This is a genomic window from Pseudoduganella dura, from assembly GCF_009727155.1.
Lineage (GTDB): Bacteria > Pseudomonadota > Gammaproteobacteria > Burkholderiales > Burkholderiaceae_D > Rugamonas > Rugamonas dura.
Map to the genome: position 1 here is coordinate 3,820,248 of NZ_WNWM01000002.1, position 17,670 is coordinate 3,837,917.

Here is a 17,670-nt window from a genome sequence, read left to right on the forward strand (position 1 = left end):
ATTGCTGGGCGATTCGATCTTCGATAACGCTCAATACGCACTGGCGTTGTTCAACGGCGTGATCCTGTACGAGGCCGTAATGCAAGGCATTCCGGTGTTCGACCTGCGGCTGGTATGTACGGAACCGGCCAACTACGCGGCGTCGTCGCCGATCGAGCCGTCGTTCGAAGATGGCCGGAAGATCGCGGCAGCGATTGCCCAATTGGTACCGGCACTCAATGCCTGCATGGCGCGGACGGTTATCTTTTCCGCGGCGGCAAGCCAGCTCGAACGCACGACCTGATGGCCACCAATCAGCATTCGCTGCTGCGCCAATGGAATATGCTGCGCCTGATTCCACGGTCGCCGCAGAAGATCTCGGCGGCGGAGTTGCGTGAACGGCTGAGTGCTGCCGATTTCCCCGTTACCAAAAGAACGGTCGAACGCGACTTGAACGAACTGGCGGCGGTATTTCCGCTGGTGGTCGATGACCGCGAACGGCCGTTCGGGTGGAGCTGGGAACGCAATGCGGCAAGTTTCGACCTTCCAGGGCTGACGCTCCCGGAAGCATTGACCCTGGCGCTCGTGGAACAGCATCTCGGCAACCAGTTGCCACCGGATGCGATCGATGCATTGCAGCCGCACTTCCGGTCCGCGAGACTGGCCCTTTCCGCCGCCGGCGGAGCTGCGCCATCCAAGGACTGGCTCGGCAAGGTGCGCAGCGTGCCGCCCCACCAGCCAATGATGGCGCCGCGAGTCGACGCTGGATGCCAGCGCACTGTGTACCAGGCGCTCATGGAAGGACGCCAGTTGCGGCTGCACTACCGCAAGCGCGATGCAACTTCCGAAACAGTCTATGAAGCGGTGCATCCGCTGGCCGTGGTGCAGCGCGGTGGCGTCATCTACCTCGTCTGCATGTTTGCCGATTATGAGGATGTGCGCACCCTCGCGCTGCACCGTATCGTGCAGGCCGAAGCGCGGTATGACGCGGCGCGTTCCAAACCGGATTTCGACATTGATGCTTACATAGGATCGGGCGTCTTCGGTGTGCTGACCGGCGGCATGGTCGAGTTGCGCGCCGTGTTCACGCGTGCAGCGGGCGAACACCTTCATGAAACGCCGCTCACCCCGGACCAGATGGTCAGCGTCGATCCCGAGGGGCGGCTGCATTTGTCGGCAACGGTGCCGGTTACACGCGCCCTGGTGTGGTGGCTCCTGGGTTTCGGCGATGGCGTCGTGGTGCAGGAGCCTGCCGCGCTGCGGGATGAAATCGCCGGCATCGCGATGCGCATGGCACAAGCGTATACACCGGCCAGCATGACTCGCGGCTAGCAGGGAGGCGTTTGTCCGCGTCGAGGTTCCTTCTGCCAACCAGTCGCCACCGGAACGCGGCCGGTATTTCTAACACTGGCTGCACATTGGCTTTCGACGTTCGCCATGGCATAAAAATCATAAGCATAGAAGCTGCTGCAGAATTTGCATATTGGCACAATGTCGTTGATGCGGTGCAGCGCGCCTTCGTATGATGCGGACCTTTATCCATCGAAAGGAGCTTATGACCAAACAGGTCCGGGTCCCCGAGGGCCGCCTCCCTGCACGTCGCGCAGGCCCGTGCGCTGCAGCGCGGTCGTCCATGCTGCCGGCTGCCGCCACGCTGGCTACTGCCCTGCTGTTTGCCGTCCCGGCCGGTGCGGCCGTCTCCCAGCCGGCTTCCGAATCCACGGCGAAGCTGCATGCCGCCCTGCGCGAGCGCCTGCCGCTGGCCGACAGGCAGGCATTCGAGGACGCCCGGCGCGGTTTCGTCGGCACGACGGATGCGCCGGCAATCACGGATGCCAGGGGCCGCGTGGTCTGGAGCTTTGCGCAATTCGGCTTCCTCCAGCAGGAACAGGCGCCGGACAGCGTGCACCCCGTGCTGTGGCGCCATGCGCGCCTCAATACCATCCACGGACTCTTCAAGGTCACGGACCGCGTTTTCCAGGTGCGCGGCTTCGATCTGTCGAACGTCACCATCGTCGAGGGAGACAGCGGCCTGATCGTCGTCGACCCGCTGACCACCACGGAAACGGCAAAGGCCGCGCTTGACCTCTATTTCCGGCATCGGCCGCACAAGCCCGTGATCGCGGTGGTGTACACGCACAGCCATGCCGATCATTTCGGCGGCGTACGTGCCATCGTCGATGAGGCCGACGTGAAGGCCGGCAAGGTGGCGGTCATTGCACCCGCCGGTTTCCTCGCGGAGGCGGTCAGCGAAAACATCCTCGCCGGGAATGCCATGTACCGGCGCTCCCAGTACCAGTTCGGCAGCAACCTGCCGCGCAATGCGCAAGGTTTCGTCGATGCTGGCCTCGGCAAGGGATTGACGGGAGGCTCGATCACCTTGATCGGTCCGACGGACGTCGTCTCGAAGCCGCTGGAGACCCGGCGCATCGACGGCATCGATATCGTGTTCCAGAATACGCCGGGTACCGAGGCACCGGCCGAGATGAATCTTTACTTCCCGCAGTTCCGCGTATTCGACGTCGCCGAGAATGCCACGCATACGCTGCACAACCTGCTGCCGCTGCGCGGTGCGCAGGTGCGTGACGCGAACGGCTGGGCGAAATACCTGAACGATGCGCTGGAGCAGTTCGGCGGCCGCAGCGATGTGCTGATCAGCCAGCACATGTGGCCGGTCTGGGGCCGGGAGAAGCTGGCCGGCTTCCTGGCTCGGCAGCGCGACACGTACAAGTTCATCCACGACCAGACCCTGCGCCTGACCAACAAGGGCTATACCGCCGACGAGATCGCGGAGCAGGTGCGCATGCCCGCCAGCCTGGAACAGGATCTGTCCACGCACGGGTTGTATGGCGCGGTGCGGCACAACGTCAAGGCGGTGTACCAGCGCTACCTCGGCTGGTACGACGCCAACCCGGCCAACCTCGATCCGTTGACGAAAGCCGACTCCGCCGTGCGTACCGTCGCCTACATGGGCGGCGCCGACGCGGTATTGCAACGGGCAGGAGCCGACTTCGAAAAAGGGGAGTACCGCTGGGTGGCCCAGGTGCTTAACCTGGTGGTGCAGGCGGACCCCGGGAACCGTGCCGCGCGCGAACTGGCGGCCCGCGCGTTCGAGCAGCTCGGCTACCAGGCCGAGGCCTCGACATGGCGCAACGCCTACCTGTCGGGGGCGCAGGAATTGCGCGACGGCACCCCGGTGGGCCGCGCGTTTACCCAGAACGCCGATTTCCTGAAGGCGCTGAGCGTGGAAAACATCTTCGACTACCTCGGCGTGCGGGTCGATCCGGAAGCGGCGGAGGGCAAGCATCTGCGCATCAACTGGGCGTTCACGGACAGCGATGAGCGCTATGTTCTCAATCTCGAGAATTCGGCGCTGACCTATGTGAAGGACAAGCAGGATCCGGATGCCGGGGCGACGTTGACCCTGTCGAAGGATGTGCTGGCTGCCGTGATCTCGCGTACCGTGAGCTTGCGCGATGCCATCGCGCGTGGCGATATCAGGTTGAGCGGGAATGGAGGCCAGCTGGAAGAGATGCTGGGGGTTCTGGAGACTTATCCGGCGACGTTTCCGATTGTCTTGCCGCGCGAGGTCAAGTAGATGCAATAGGGGGCGGCGCGCTGCCTGTTGCTGGAGGGCGCCGCTTTGCGAGACAGCTTGAGGTAACAAAAAAACCGCCCTGCCATGAAAACATGCGCGTCTCGAGCTTGTATGACCTGCAGCGGCCACCAGTACGAAAATTTGCCGCCCGCGCCATCTCCATCTAGTACCTTTCTCCTCTCCATTCCAGGCAGCATGGTTTTCAAACGAACCGGGCCATAATCGTTCCCGATCGCCAGACGTGGTCCAGCTGTTGCGTCAATCGGCCGGGAGCCTGGCACGGCAGACCTTGACCGGCTATCGCGGTTCGCGAACGGCCCACGTGAGGCTGGCGGTCGTCCACGGTGTTCTATCCACGGGACGCCTCATGGACTGCTCACCAACCATCAGGAGATCTGGAATGACGAACACCAGAACGGCCGGTCAATCACCGGCCGCAAGCACCATGCGGGGCAGGGCGATGGCCCTGATTGCCATCTGTCTCGCCGGCGGCGCAAGCGCGCACGACATGCATCAACATGGCCATGAGGCCAAGGCCATCAATCAGGCATTACCCGCAACGTTCGTGGCCAGCAACGACCGGCCGTTTGCCCAGTTGATGAACGAGGCGATGGCGATCATGGATCGGGACATGCAGGCTGCACCCATCAACGGCCGGCCGGAACACGACTTCGTGACCATGATGCTGCCTCACCATCAGGGAGCGGTCGATATGGCGAAGGCGGTATTAATCAACACCAACGATCCGGAATTGCGCAACCTCGCGCTTGGCATCATCGCCGAGCAGCAAAACGAAATCAACGTGATGCGGGGCTGGCTTGCGCGTCACACCGACCACAAGGAAAAGCAATGAAGCTCCGACATGCACTTGTCCTGGCTGGCCTTCTCGGTACGAGCCAGCTGGCTCTCGCCCTTCCCGCGGCGACGGACCGGGTCTATACCGCCGACCAGAACAGCAATACCGTATCGGTGTTCGATCCGTCGAGCAACCAGCTGCTCGGCCAGATCGTCCTCGGCAATCCACGTCCCGACGTACTGTCGCCCCTGTATCGCGGCGAAATCAACGTGCATGGCATGGGCTTTTCCCCCGACCACAAGACACTGGTCGTCATTTCGAACGGCTCGAATTCGGTGACGTTCATCGATACCGCGACCAACAAGGTCAAGGGGAAAACCTATGTCGGACGGTCCCCTCATGAGGGATTCTTCACTGCGGACGGAAAGGAAGTATGGGTCGTGGTGCGCGGCGAGGACTACATCTCCGTCATCGATCCTGCCACCTTCAGGGAAACGCGCCGCATCCAGACATCGGTTGGCCCCGGCATGGTGCAGTTCATGCCTGATGGGAAGCTCGCCTTTGCCGTATCGAGTTTCACGCCCCAGGTGGATGTGATCGACGTCAAGGCCCACAAGGTCGTCAAATCCATCCCGGTCGTCAGTCCATTTTCTCCTTTCCTGCAGTTCACACCAGACTTCAAGGAAGTGTGGATGACGCACAAGGATGTCGGCAAGGTCACCCGCATCGATACGCGCTCGCAGGAGGTGATCGGGGTCATCGACACCGGCTTCATCACCAACCACCTGGCGTTCGCCAAAGTGAACGGCAAGACACTGGCCTACGTGACGGTCGGTGGAGAAAATGTCGTCAAGGTCTATTCGACGAATGCGGCAGCAACGTTGCTCGCGACCATTCCCACTGGCGCTTTGCCGCACGGGATCTGGACATCCGACGACGGCACCCGGCTGTACGTGGGGCTGGAGAATGGCGATGGCGTCGATGTGATCGACTCGGCGTCGAACAGGGTGGTTGGCCACATGGGCGGTGGACAGGCCCCGCAGGCCCTGGTCTTCTTGTCGAACGTCGCGCCGGCAGGGAGCACTGAAAACCTCGTGAAACGCGTCAACCAGGATTCGATACCACTGACATTAAAGGCGCCCAAGGGCCAGGCGCGCGGACTGATCGTGGCGCGCCAGCTCGGCGTCGTGGATGCACTGGAGGTTTCCATATTCAAGCTGAAACCCGACACCCGGTACAGCGTATATCTTGGCACGGATCAGGCTGGTACTTTGCGGACCGATGCGAAGGGCATGGCGAACGGTACGATGATTGGCCCATTGCGGACGTTCGCCCAGGTCGAGGCGGCAAAGGCTGCTCCCGCAGCCAGACGCATTCTTGTCATGGAGGGAAACAACGGGCCGGATGAAACCACTGCCGATCTCGTGAACTGATACACGGCACGGAATAGCCTGCTGCCTCCGACCTGAGAGTGTCGGGGGCAACAGGCCGGAACAATGCGGTGCTGCGCACGATGTTCGGCAGTTTATGCCCCGAGCGAATTGGGCCACGCCGCGGCATGGCCATTCGCCTGGATCGGCGCCTGCAGGAACTCCAGCGTCACGCCGTCCTGCCCCCGGACATACACGATCCGCAGGCCATCGCGCGCACCTCCACTTACGGTCTGCGGTGCGCCAAGCCGCAGCCAGCCGGCCGCTTCCACCTTCGCGAGCAGGCTGTCGAGATTGTCCACCATATAGGCCAGGTGGACCGAACCGACGTCACACGAGCGCGGTTTCATCATCTGCCGTTCGGACGGAGCATGATATTCGAGAAGCTCGACCAGGGAGCCATCCGGCCCCTCGACCATTGCAAGGGTAACGTCGGCGCCGTCGACGCCGACGACCTGCTCGAGGAATTCCGAGTTCTCATAATGCGTTTTCACGACATGCCGGAAGCCGAGCACGTCGACCCAGAAGCGTAGTGCTTCCGCGAGCGACGTTACCGTAATTCCGACATGATCCGCGCGGCGGAACGCCGCGATCGCCGGCCTTGCCAGAGGAACGTGAACTGGGATCACCGCGGTGCTCCATGCTTTGCCCAGAACGTGGCCAACTGTTCGCGGATGAAATCGGTCTTCTCTTCGAACACCCAATGGCCGCATTCCTCGATGACGCCGCCTTCGGCAGATTCGGCAATGGCCCGTGCGCTCTGGTAGCAATGGTCGCCGAACGACGCGCGGCCGGCCCACGCCAGCATCGGTACCTTCAGCTTTTGCTTTGCCAGCTCCGCGGTTTGTGCCGCCATTTGCGGAATGTAGCCGTAATGATTCAGGCTCGCGCGCAGGTTGCCGGGCTGGCGCATCTGCATGGCATACGCCTGCACGTCGGCCTCGGAAATCGCGGTGGGGTTATAGGCGAAGTCGCGGAAGAAGTGCCGCAGGTACTGTTCTTCCTTCCCTTCGATGAGGAAGCGGGTGACATCCATATTCATGTGCATGCTCAGGTGCCAGTAGGCGACCCGCGGATCGACATAGCCCGGATAATTCAGGCCGAAAAACGGTGTCTCGATTGTGGCGAGCGACAGCGCACGGCCCTGGGCCAGATAGGCCAGCGCCACGGACGGTGGGCCGCCGAGATCATGGCTGAGAATGTGGAAGCAGTCGACGCCTTCGATGGCCAGCAAATCAAGCATGTCCTGGGCAATCGTCAGGGGCTCATACCCGTCATACGGTTTATCGCTATCGGCGAATCCGCGCAGGTCCGGGGCGATGAATGTAAATCGATCGAGCATGCCATCCATCACCGGCAGGAATTCACGGTGGTTCTGTGGCCACCCATGCATGCACAGAACCACGGGGCCTTGTCCAGCGCTTACATAATGCAATGAAATGCCATTAACGGCCGCGCGCTTATGGTGTAGTTCGATCATGGATTTCCTCGATGAATTGGGATGAATGCAAATGGCGAAGCCACCGGATATCTTTCTTCTTTTCCAAATTACAACTCTTTTTGGGCGCAAACAATGCGCTTCCGCCTCCTTTGAGTTGTGCCGCTCTGGAACAAATAATGTATCCCGTCTGGACCGGCGTCAGGAGTGATAGCGATGGATCTGCCTCGACCGGGAGATCGCCTTGATCGCGTAATTCATTCCTTTTTGGAATAACTGAAAGGAACTCCGCACCGATTGTCGATAGTCGACGTCATGTTTATTCTTCCAACAGTGCCACATCCCGGTTCATGTCTGCTTCGGCAGTAATCTCGGTTATTTCATAATGCAGAGTCAATTCGTTCCCGCAAAATCGACGCAGGCATACCTGGCCCAGATTCCGCCTGAGATTCAACACCGTGCGGTGGACTACACGCATGGGAACCACTGGCTCATCCTGTTCAGCGCGCTGGTCGGTATTCTGATCAATGTGCTCGTCATTCGTTCACGGCTGCTCGAACGGGTGCGTGCACATTGGGAGCGGAAGAGGACGCGTCCCTGGTCGGCCGCGCTTGTGGTCGGGGCAACGTACTATGTCGTCGCCTGGTCACTTGACCTGCCATGGGCGGCTTATACGAAGTGGTGGCGGGAAGTGCGGTACGGAGTAAGTACGCAAACCGCAGGCGCATGGCTGGCGGAAAGCGCCACCAGCGCGTGCTTCTCGGCGATCCTGCTGGCAGTCGTACTGATGCTGCTTTACGCATTGATACGCCGCGCTCCACGGACATGGTGGCTTTGGTCCAGTGCCCTGACGTCGGCCATGATCGTTCTTGCGATCGCCATCGCACCGGTAACCATCGAGCCGATGTTCAATGAGTACCGGCCACTGGCGGCCGGAAAAAATCACGACCTCATCACGACACTGGCAAGCAAAGCCGGGATCGCGCCGGACCGCATCGTGTCGTACGACGGCAGCAAGCAGTCCGCGAATTACACTGCCCGTGTCACAGGGCTCTTCGGTACCTCGCGCATCGCCGTCTCGGACGCATTGCTGACGAAGGCAAGCGAAGCGGAATTGCGCGCCGTCGTAGGCCATGAAATCGGCCACTACGTCCTGCACCATTCGCTGTTGCTTGCGCTGGCGTATTCAGCACTGTTGACCCTGGCCTTCCTGGTCACCCACGTACTCTACGCTCCGCTTGCACGACTGCTTCGGGGCGACCGGCTGCAGGGGCTTTCAGATCCCGCTGGCTTGCCGGTGTTATCGATCATCGTCACGGCGACATTTCTGTTGCTGACCCCGGTGACGAACGGCCTGGTGCGTTTTGTCGAGAACCAGGCGGATGTGTATTCGCTTGATCACGCACGCGAGCCAGACGGGATGGCAATCGCCCTCCTTCGCACGGCCGACTATCGGGCGCCAAATCCGGGGGCCGTGGAGGAATGGCTTTTTTATGATCACCCATCGATCGCACACAGGATCGAGCGGGCGGTAGCCTGGAAGCGCCAGTCGCACATGCCTTCAGCGAAATAGATCAGGAGCAGGCAGCAGATCACAATAAGGGCGCGACATCGGAAACTGATGGACATGCCGTGCGTTACTCCCGGGATTCCATGCGTTAATTTGCAGTTATCGAATTTGCAGTGATCCATTTCGTACGCGAACGCCAGTTCGGCCACGAACCGCTGCCACCTTTGCTTCCATTAATGCACCCTCACTGTTATCGTACGGACGAAGCAATCATGCACACTTGATACCAGACCATCGACTTGATTCCCCACTGGATGAAACAGGCAATACCTCGCAATCGACAGCAACTTGTTATCGGCCAGTGGACCACACGCCTTGCATACCATCTGACTATCGCGCTGGCTGGACTGCTTTTCACCCAGGGCGCATTCGCGAATGGACCGAAGCTGGACCATTTCAACCACAGTGTCTGGACCGCCAAGGAAGGCTTCCCAGGGCCAATCGTGGCAATGGCACAAACCACGGATGGCTGGCTCTGGCTGGCCACGTCGAATGGACTGTACCGTTTCGACGGCATGCGTTTTCATCCACTGACCACAACCAATGGTGCGCATCTGTTGAGCAACCGGATGCATATGCTGAATGCCGAAACCAACGGCGACCTGTATATCGGCTATGAGGATCACGGCCTGAGCGTGCTGCATGCCGATGGGCGACTTGAACACCTGGCGCCAGCCACCAAGGACAGCCCGATCACTGGCAGTAACACCATGGTGCGTGACATCGACGGCGCTGTCTGGGTCGCCACCGCAAAGGGGCTGATGCGCCTGGAGCAGGGCAGCTGGACCCAGGTCGGTGCCAAGCATGGCTACCCGAATGAGTTCACCCCTTTGCTAAGCATGGATAGCGGTGGTCAGCTATGGGCTGCCACGCTCACCCAGCTGTTTCGGTACGAGCGCGGATCGCGTCGTTTCGTCCCTGTCGACCTGCCGCCGCCAGCCCCCGGCGAGCGAACGGACAGGTTTCTTGCCCTGATGATGTCGCCGGACGGCCGGCTGTGGAATGCCGAGGAGCGGGCGTTCATCGCCGTGCCTGGGCCAGTGCCAGTAAAGCGCCGGCCGCCACACGCCAATGCGCGCGACGCAAGCTATTACGGCTTGTTCGACCGTGATGGAAATTTGTGGGCATTGCGCTGTCCGACCGGCGTCTGCCTGGCTGCCGGCGCCGCCGGCAACAGCGAACGCATCGATATCGCTGCGGCCACGACGAGCCACCTCGACCAGGCATGGCAACTCGGCTCGCTTTCGCCGAACCTTATGCTGGAGGACCGCGAAGGAAACATCTGGATCAGCTCGGCGACCAGTCTGGAGCGCTTTCGCAAGAACCCCCTGACGCCTGTGGATCTGCCGCCAACCAATGGCAACTACCATCTTGCCCCCGACGCCGACGGCAGTGTCTGGGTCGTGGCTCCGCGCAGCAAGCAAGGCTGGCACTTTGAGCCAGCGGGCCGTCACCTCACCGAGTTGTCCGGAAAATACCGTAGCGCGGCGCGCAGTGCCGACGGCACGGTCGTGCTGCTCACGGAAGATGGCATCCGGCGCCGCCGTGACGGTGCCGAAGACCGGATCGATCCCCCGTCGATGCCGCCCGGTGCCTGGCTGCGAACCGATGGCGAACGGCTCTGGCTGGGTGGCAGGGGTACGCCCGTGCAGATCTGGGATGGAAGAAACTGGGAGACCCTGACGAACCCGAAGCCTGACGAATTTACATTCAGTGCGGCGGGAAAGCCGGGCCAGATGTGGCGCGGCCTCGTCGATGGTCGCCTGCTGCTGTTCGAACATGGACAGCGTACCAGGGAAATCGATCAGGTTGCGCTGGGTGGCATAGGCCAGGCTAGCTGCCTGGCAGCGCTGCCGGAGCTGGTGGTCTGCGGAGAAGACGGGGTCGTCGCCTGGGATGGCCGGCGCTTCCGCCGATTGCACGCCTTGCACGATGAGGTCCTGCACAATGTCACCGGCATCATGGTCACGGCCGATGGCACCCGCTGGCTGAATGGCCGATCGGGCCTCGTTCGCGTGGAGGCAGCCGATTGGCGCCGCTCGATCGAGAGCGGTGCGCCGCTGCGTATTACCTTGATCGATGCACTTGATGGTTATCCGGGTACGGCGGCCTATCAACCGTCGCTGACGATGGTGGGCAACCGATTGTGGATCTCCACTAGCGCCGGCGTCGTCGAGATCGACCCTTCCTGGCGCGAAATCAACCGGATCGCGCCCCAGGTGGCACTGCTGGGGCTAAGCGGAGATGGCGTCGCCTATCCGCTGGTTACGCCACGTATCCGCGCCGGCACGACCCGTCTGCGTTTCGACTTCACTGCGCCATCGCTACGCAAGCCGGAGCGCGTAGTGTTCAGCTACCGGCTCGACGGGGTCGATGATGTCTGGCAAACCGGCACCGAGCGCAGCGCCACGTATACCGGCCTGGCCCCGGGCCTCTACCGCTTTCGCGTACGCGCCATGAACGAGGATGGTGTATGGAGTGAACGTGAACGCCTGCTCGCGTTCGAAGTGGTGCCGACCTTGGTGCAGACCGTCTATTTCAAGATGGCGTGTGGCATATTTGCGCTGATATTGCTATGGCTGTGTTATCGCATTCGGCTGTATTACCTGACCCGCCGCCTCAACCGACACTACCAGGTCCAACTGGAGGAGCGGGCGCGCATCGCCCGCGAACTGCACGACAGCTTGCTGCAGAGCTGCCAGGGCGCTGTACTGTACATGACTGCCGCCGTGCGCGACCTTCGCGGCGATTCGCCACTGCGGGAGCGGCTCCAGGGAGGCGTGCGCCAATTGAATGACGCCATCGTCGAGGGCCGCAACAAGGTGGCGGGCTTGCGCACGGCAGGTTCCGGCGAACCGAGGTTGTCCGACTACCTGCGCGAAGCAGGGGAGCAAGAAGCGGGTCCCGGCCAACACTTTGCGTTGCGGGTGTCGGGACGTGTCCGCCCGCTGCAGCCAGTGGTGGAACAGGAGCTTTGCGCGATCGGGCGCGAAGCCCTGCGTAATGCCTTTCGGCACGCGGGAGCCAGCCTGCATGAGGTGCTGGTCGACTACGGCGCGCGCAGCCTTGTGCTGAGCATACGCGACAACGGCCATGGCATCGACGCAGGCGTTCGAGACAAGCCGGGGCATTGGGGACTGCACGGTATCGAAGAGCGTGCCCGGCTGATTCATGCGGAAGCGACGCTGCATACGTCACCCGGCAATGGTACGTTGTGGCGGATCGAGGTCAAGGCGGGACTGGCCTATGACGAGGGCAAACCGCGCCGCTGGCGGTTGGGATTTTGAGAGGGCCCGCCCGATACACATAGGCCGGCATAGCCGGCTCTTGTCGCCTGGCTGAACAGTATGGAATTTCGACGCGTCGGGCAGAGCGTGAAGGCTACCGGCTTCGTTGGCGCAGGTCGATGATCCCTCGCTCCACGGCAAGCATCACGGCGTGCGTCCTGTCATTGGCATCCATCTTCGCCAGGATGCTTTTCATGTGTACCTTGACGGTTGCTTCCGAAATGCCCAGCTGAATGCCGATCAACCTGTTCGTCCGGCCGAAGGCGGCCAGTTCCAGCACCTGGATTTCTCGTGGCGACAGGGCATCGGCGTGCATGTGATCGGCCATCGCCACGGCGACCGACGGCGCAATGGACCGCCCCCCTGCATGGACAGTCCTGATGGCATGGGCAAGGTCATCGCCAACCTTGCTCTTGAGCATATAACCAGCCGCCCCCGCCTTGATGGCACGCATTGCATGGACATCGCCTTCGAACGTTGTGAGCACGATGACGCGGGTGGAGGGGCAATCCCTTCGAATCAATGCGGTTGCCTCGATACCGTTCATCTCCGGCATCTGGATGTCCATGATGACGACATCCGGCTTGAGCTCGTGGCACCTGGCGAGTGCCTCCCGCCCGGTGCTGGCTTCGCCAACCAGGACGATGCCCTCTTCGCCATCAAGGATGGAAGTCAGGCCCTGTCTGAACAGGGGATGGTCATCGACGACGAGAATGGAGATCGGTTTGCTGGGCATCTAGCGCTGAAGGGATAGTTACATTTGTAACATTATACGGTGCAATGAATTAGCTTTTCAAAAGCATGCCTCCATCTAGGTATTTTCAACCTGCTGCTGGGAGTGATTCGGGATTATTGACTGGAAGATACGATACAAGCTCCAGAGGTCGCTGACCCTCAATTGCACGGAACGATGCACGCCGTTCCAATCCAGTTAACGATTGGGCTAGAAAGATATTTGGCGAAATGATGAATTTTCTTTTTGAAGAGCGTGCCTGCTCGGCGCTTTACCTGCAGCAGATACTCCAGGACTATCATCCCACCCGCTCCCAGATGCTGGCCGACATGTTCGCAATGGGCTGCCTGCTTCATTACCAGGGCGAGCGGTCGGCAGCGTCGATGCTGATCGGGCAGGTCTTCGACGCTGTGCGCAACATCGAAGAACGGGAATACCTGTCGACGCTGATGGACAGCATTTCAGGAAACGAACTTCGTCTGGCCTGCGAAATTGCGCCGAGCATGGAGCTCAGGGAGTTGTGCGACCGGGCGCGGCAGGGCCCTTCCAGGGAAGCGGCATGCGCCCGTTAACGCTGCACGGCGGCTTCGCTTTGGGCCTGCGAGACGATCAGGTCCCACGGCGCAGGCGAAGGGAAGATCTCCAACAGGAATTCTATGAATGCCTTGACATTCGGACTGCCGCGGCGGCTCTCTGGCCACATCGCGGTGACGACAAAGCGCTCCACCGCCAGTTCGGGAAGGATCGGGACGAGAAGCCGGCGTTCGACGTAATGCGCCGCGGCGTAGGTCGGCGCGATGCCGATGCCGCCGCCGGCCACCAGTGCGGCAAGTACGCCGTCTGTCGCGTCGATGATGATGCCCGATTCCGGCGTCATCTCCACGATCCGTTCGCCCACCTGGAAAGGCCAGCGCAAGGCCTGGCCGGAACTCTGGTAACGGAAGTTCACGCACTCGTGGCCCAGCAGGTCCTCGATGTTGCGAGGCGTGCCGCGGCGCGCAAGATAGCCGGGGGCCGCGAAGGCGCACAGGCGATGCGGCGTGAGCGGACGCGATACCAGCCGCGAATCGCCCAGCGCGCCCACCCGCAAGGCCACATCGATGCCTTCCTCGATCAGGTCGGTGTAGCGGTCGCCCATGCGCAGGTCGATGGTCACCTTCGGATAGCGTTCCCGGAACCGCGGCAATGCCGGCGCGAGGATATGCGTACCTATCGGCAGCGGCGCGGTCACGCGCATCAGGCCGGCGGGCTCGGCCCGGGCGGTCGCGGCAGCCTGCTCGATCTGCTCGACCTCCTGCAGCAGCCGCGTGGTGCGCTCCTGCAGGTCGCGTCCTTCGGGCGTCAGTGCCAGCGAGCGCGTGGTGCGCGTGAATAGGCGCACCTTCAGGTGGTCCTCGAGGCGCTGCACGCTTTTGCTCACGGCCGAGGGCGATACGCCCAGCGAACGTGCCGCCGCCGTATAGCTTCCCAGCGATGCCGTGCGGGCAAACGCGATCAACCCGGTCAAGCTTTCCAAACCAATTTGTGCCGTCATGGAATTATTAAATCAATTTCCACGTGGATTGTCAACGTTAATGCAAGAGCGGAAGATGGATTCATCGGCACCGCTGTGGTGCCACTACCAAAGGAAAACATCATGACTACGCAAATCGCCGCTCAATCCCCGTTCTCGAACCTGCCGGCCGGGGCGCTGGCCGACAAGGTCGTTGTCGTCTTCGGTGGCACGTCGGGCATTGGCCTGTCTGCCGCCATCCAGGCCAAGGCCGCCGGCGCCAACGTCATCGTCATCGGCAACGACCGCGCCCGCGCCCAGCAGGCCGCCGAAACGCACGGTTTCGAATGGCGTACCGCCGACGTCACGCAAGGCGAGGCGGTATACGACGCGCTGAAGGAGATCCCGAAGGTCGACCACCTCGTGCTGCTGGCCGGTACCTTCGTGGCGGCCAAGGTACTCGATGGCGATGTGACCTACATGCGCCGTGCGTTCGAGGAACGCGTCTGGGCATCGGTGCACGCGATCCGCGCGCTCGGTGAGCGCCTGTCCAAGGATGGTTCGATCACCTTCATCTCGGGAGTGCTGGCCGACCGGCCCAATGCCCAGGGAACCGCTGTACTGGCCGCCGCGTCGGCAGCGATGGAAGCGTTCGCCCGCGGCCTGGCCCTGGAGCTGGCGCCGATCCGCGTCAATACGCTGTCGCCCGGCCATGTCGAAACGCCGCTGCTGCACAAGGTGCTGGGCGACGCACGCGATACCGTGCTCCCGGCGATGCGTGCCGCCACGCCGCTCAAGCGCCTGGGCACCCCCGAAGAAGCCGGTGCCGCCACGGTATTCCTGATGACGAACGGCTGGATGAACGGCACCACGCTGCATATCGACGGCGGCGTGAGCCTGGTCTGAGGAAAACACAATGTCCACCGTTCTTGAACAACCCCGCAGCGACAGCCGCAACGGCCAGGCGCCTTCGCTGTTCGAACCGATCCAGATGGGTTCGCTGCTCTTGCCGAACCGGATCTTCATGGCGCCGATGACCCGGGCACGCGGCACGCGCGAACACGTGCCGACGGAAATGATGGCTCGCTACTATGCCGCGCGGGCTGGCGCCGGCATCATCTTCAGCGAGGCCATCGGCATTTCGCAACAGGGCCTGGGCTGGCCGTATGCCACCGGCATCTGGTCCGGCGAGCAGGTGGAAGGTTGGCGCCACGTGACCAGGGCGGTCCACGCTGCGGGCGGCAGGATCATTGCCCAGCTCTGGCACATGGGCCGGGTGGTACACCCGAGTTTCCTTGGGGGGGCCCAGCCCGTGTCGGCTTCGGCCACTGCCGCGCCGGGCCTTGCCCACACATACCAGGGCCGGCTCGACTACGAAGTTGCGCGGCCACTGCAAGTCGCCGAGATCCCTCAATTGCTGGAGGATTTTCGCAACGCCACGCGTAACGCGCTGGCCGCCGGTTTCGATGGTGTGCAGATCCATGCCGCCAATGGCTACCTGATCGATCAGTTTTTGCGCGATAACACCAACTACCGCGACGATGCATACGGCGGTCCGATCGAAAACCGCATCCGCCTGCTGCGCGAAGTAACCATCGCCGTCGCCGAAGTGGCGGGGGCCGACAGGACCGGGGTGCGCCTGTCGCCGAATACGCACGACCAGGGCGTCATGGACAGCGCACCAAGATTGCTGTTTCCCGCCGCGGCGGCGGCGCTGTCGGAAATCGGCATTGCCCACCTCGAGCTGCGCGAGCCGCCGAAAGACGGCGATTTCGGCAAGGCCGAGGGCGATCCGATCGCGCCGCTGATCCGGCAAGCTTTCAAGGGCACCCTGATCCTCAACTCGGATTATCCGCTGCATCGGGCGGAAGCAGTTTTGCATTCCGGCGCAGGAGACGCCATCACGTTCGGCCGTCCATTCATTGCCAACCCGGATTTGCCGCGCCGCTTTGCGGAAGGCATCCCGCTGGCGAAGGACGACCGGGATACCTGGTTCACACAAGGCAGGGAAGGCTACGTCACCTATCCCCCCGCCACACGCTGAGGCCAGGCGGCCGATCCGGCCGCCTGGTTCCGCCTCTCAACAAGGAACATCATGCATGCCACTGCCCAACATGCGACGACGCCTGACGCGCCAGCCTCCTGGCTTGCGGTCGGGGCGCTTGCCGCTTCGTCGTTCGCGCTCGTCACCACCGAATTCCTCCCCGTCGGCATGCTGCCGAAGATCGCCGCCGATCTGGCGATCTCGCAGGGCCAGGCCGGCATGAGCGTCACCATCCCCGGCTTTGTCGCCGCACTGGCCGCGCCGCTCGGTATCGCATTCGCCGGCAATGTCGATCGCCGCAAGCTGCTCGCGCTGCTGCTTGCCTTGCTCGCCGCGTCGAACATCCTGGTCGCGGCGGCACAGGACGCCGTTACGTTCATGGCGGGGCGCGTGCTGCTGGGGATCGCCGTCGGTGGGTTCTGGACATTTGCCGGCGCATTGGGCAACCGCCTGCGGCCAGGGGCACAAGGCGTACGCGCCAACGCGCTGGTCCTGGCCGGTGTTTCGCTGGGCACCGTTGCCGGCGTGCCGGCTGGTGCCCTTGTCGGCGAGTTGCTGGACTGGCGACTCGCATTTGCCACCGCGGCCGTACTCGGCATCGTATCGCTGGTGACCTTGCTGCGCCTGCTGCCCGCGTTGCCACCCCAAGCGGGAAGCGGTCTGGCGGACATGAAGTCCCTGGTGACCGGTGCCGGTTCGCGGATTGCCCTGGTTGCCGCGCTGCTGATCTTCATCGGCCAGTTCGCGGCCTATACCTACATCGCCCCCTTCCTTCACGAGCTGGTTGGGATCGACGGGCGGTCGCTCAGCCTCGTGCTGCTTGTCTACGGGATGGCGGGTTTCCTCGGCAATCTGGCGGGCGGTGCGCTCGCAGCGCGGGATCCGCGCCGTACCACCCTGTTCATGGCCAGCATGGTCGGCGCCGCGATGCTGCTGCTACCCGCCGTGAGGGTCTGGCCTCCGGTGGTGGTCGTTCTGATCGCCGTATGGGGTTTCGGTTTCGGCATGCTGCCGATCAGCATGCAAAGCTATCTCTTTGCCAGCGCTCCGGGCCGCACCCAGGCAATGCAGGCGGTCTTCGTTTCCGTGGGCCAGACCGCCATTGGCGGCGGAGCCCTGCTGGGCGGCTTGCTGGTCGACCATCTCAGCATCCCCGCGGCGTTCTACACCGGTGGCGCCGCGGCACTGGCGACGTGGCTGATCATCGCCTGGCAGGGCAAGAGGCAGTCGGCCGTGTCGCGCAAGCCTGTGCCACCCTGCTATCCGCTGGAAAAAGGGTTGAACGGCGAAGGCATCGAGTAAT

At 62.3% G+C, this 17,670-nt stretch carries 15 protein-coding genes; 11 read left to right on the forward strand and 4 right to left on the reverse strand.

The features are described from left to right. The first annotated feature begins 1 nt into the window (after nucleotide 1). From GJV26_RS16770 to GJV26_RS16790, 5 genes are all read left to right on the forward strand, one after another. Nucleotides 2-283, forward strand: a complete 282-nt coding sequence (locus GJV26_RS16770; RefSeq protein WP_155709828.1) for a hypothetical protein — start codon at nucleotides 2-4, stop codon at nucleotides 281-283. Then, nucleotides 283-1,311, forward strand: a complete 1,029-nt coding sequence (locus GJV26_RS16775; RefSeq protein WP_155709829.1) for a helix-turn-helix transcriptional regulator — start codon at nucleotides 283-285, stop codon at nucleotides 1,309-1,311. Before GJV26_RS16770 ends, GJV26_RS16775 begins: the two co-directional genes overlap by 1 nt. A gap of 301 nt (nucleotides 1,312-1,612) precedes the next feature. Continuing rightward, nucleotides 1,613-3,577: an alkyl/aryl-sulfatase gene (locus GJV26_RS16780; protein ID WP_155709830.1), complete on the forward strand. Its 1,965-nt coding sequence runs from the start codon at nucleotides 1,613-1,615 to the stop codon at nucleotides 3,575-3,577. A 400-nt stretch (nucleotides 3,578-3,977) separates the two neighbouring features. Next, nucleotides 3,978-4,430 (forward strand): DUF305 domain-containing protein, encoded by a 453-nt coding sequence (locus GJV26_RS16785; protein ID WP_229419329.1) that lies wholly within the window; start codon nucleotides 3,978-3,980, stop codon nucleotides 4,428-4,430. Further along, nucleotides 4,427-5,806, forward strand: a complete 1,380-nt coding sequence (locus GJV26_RS16790; protein ID WP_155709831.1) for a YVTN family beta-propeller repeat protein — start codon at nucleotides 4,427-4,429, stop codon at nucleotides 5,804-5,806. Before GJV26_RS16785 ends, GJV26_RS16790 begins: the two co-directional genes overlap by 4 nt. A gap of 92 nt (nucleotides 5,807-5,898) precedes the next feature. Here GJV26_RS16790 and GJV26_RS16795 read toward each other — a convergent pair whose 3' ends face one another. Together GJV26_RS16795 and GJV26_RS16800 are read right to left on the reverse strand one after the other, a co-directional pair. Beyond that, nucleotides 5,899-6,432, reverse strand: a complete 534-nt coding sequence (locus GJV26_RS16795) for a VOC family protein (RefSeq protein WP_216643136.1) — start codon at nucleotides 6,430-6,432, stop codon at nucleotides 5,899-5,901. Then, nucleotides 6,429-7,283, reverse strand: coding sequence for an alpha/beta fold hydrolase (locus GJV26_RS16800; protein WP_155709833.1), 855 nt, complete (start codon nucleotides 7,281-7,283; stop codon nucleotides 6,429-6,431). Before GJV26_RS16800 ends, GJV26_RS16795 begins: the two co-directional genes overlap by 4 nt. Before the next feature lie 343 nt (nucleotides 7,284-7,626). Here GJV26_RS16800 and GJV26_RS16805 point away from each other — a divergent pair, with 343 nt between their 5' ends. Further along, nucleotides 7,627-8,814, forward strand: a complete 1,188-nt coding sequence (locus GJV26_RS16805; protein ID WP_155709834.1) for a M48 family metalloprotease — start codon at nucleotides 7,627-7,629, stop codon at nucleotides 8,812-8,814. Between the two features lie 251 nt (nucleotides 8,815-9,065). Next, the gene (locus tag GJV26_RS16810; protein ID WP_173346220.1) at nucleotides 9,066-12,098 is read left to right on the forward strand and encodes a sensor histidine kinase; all 3,033 of its coding nucleotides are present in this window, start codon (nucleotides 9,066-9,068) and stop codon (nucleotides 12,096-12,098) included. Between the two features lie 94 nt (nucleotides 12,099-12,192). On the opposite strand, the gene GJV26_RS16815 is transcribed toward GJV26_RS16810, so the two are convergent. Next, complete coding sequence (locus GJV26_RS16815) at nucleotides 12,193-12,834, reverse strand: response regulator transcription factor (protein WP_155709836.1); 642 nt, start codon at nucleotides 12,832-12,834, stop codon at nucleotides 12,193-12,195. Between the two features lie 227 nt (nucleotides 12,835-13,061). Here GJV26_RS16815 and GJV26_RS16820 point away from each other — a divergent pair, with 227 nt between their 5' ends. Continuing rightward, on the forward strand, nucleotides 13,062-13,403 hold the full coding sequence (locus tag GJV26_RS16820) for a hypothetical protein (RefSeq protein ID WP_155709837.1): 342 nt from the start codon (nucleotides 13,062-13,064) through the stop codon (nucleotides 13,401-13,403). On the opposite strand, the gene GJV26_RS16825 is transcribed toward GJV26_RS16820, so the two are convergent. Beyond that, a complete protein-coding gene (locus GJV26_RS16825) occupies nucleotides 13,400-14,338 on the reverse strand; it encodes a LysR family transcriptional regulator (RefSeq protein ID WP_229419330.1) in 939 nt (312 codons plus the stop codon). The two genes, GJV26_RS16820 and GJV26_RS16825, sit on opposite strands and share 4 nt — an antisense overlap. Before the next feature lie 129 nt (nucleotides 14,339-14,467). On the opposite strand from GJV26_RS16825, the gene GJV26_RS16830 reads away from it, so the two are divergent. From GJV26_RS16830 to GJV26_RS16840, 3 genes are read left to right on the forward strand one after another with little or no spacing between them, the layout of a single operon-like run. Then, on the forward strand, nucleotides 14,468-15,229 hold the full coding sequence (locus tag GJV26_RS16830; RefSeq protein ID WP_155709839.1) for an SDR family oxidoreductase: 762 nt from the start codon (nucleotides 14,468-14,470) through the stop codon (nucleotides 15,227-15,229). 10 nt (nucleotides 15,230-15,239) lie between these two features. Continuing rightward, nucleotides 15,240-16,367: an alkene reductase gene (locus GJV26_RS16835; protein ID WP_155709840.1), complete on the forward strand. Its 1,128-nt coding sequence runs from the start codon at nucleotides 15,240-15,242 to the stop codon at nucleotides 16,365-16,367. 51 nt (nucleotides 16,368-16,418) lie between these two features. Next, nucleotides 16,419-17,669, forward strand: a complete 1,251-nt coding sequence (locus tag GJV26_RS16840; protein WP_155709841.1) for an MFS transporter — start codon at nucleotides 16,419-16,421, stop codon at nucleotides 17,667-17,669. The last annotated feature ends 1 nt before the right edge of the window (nucleotide 17,670 follow it).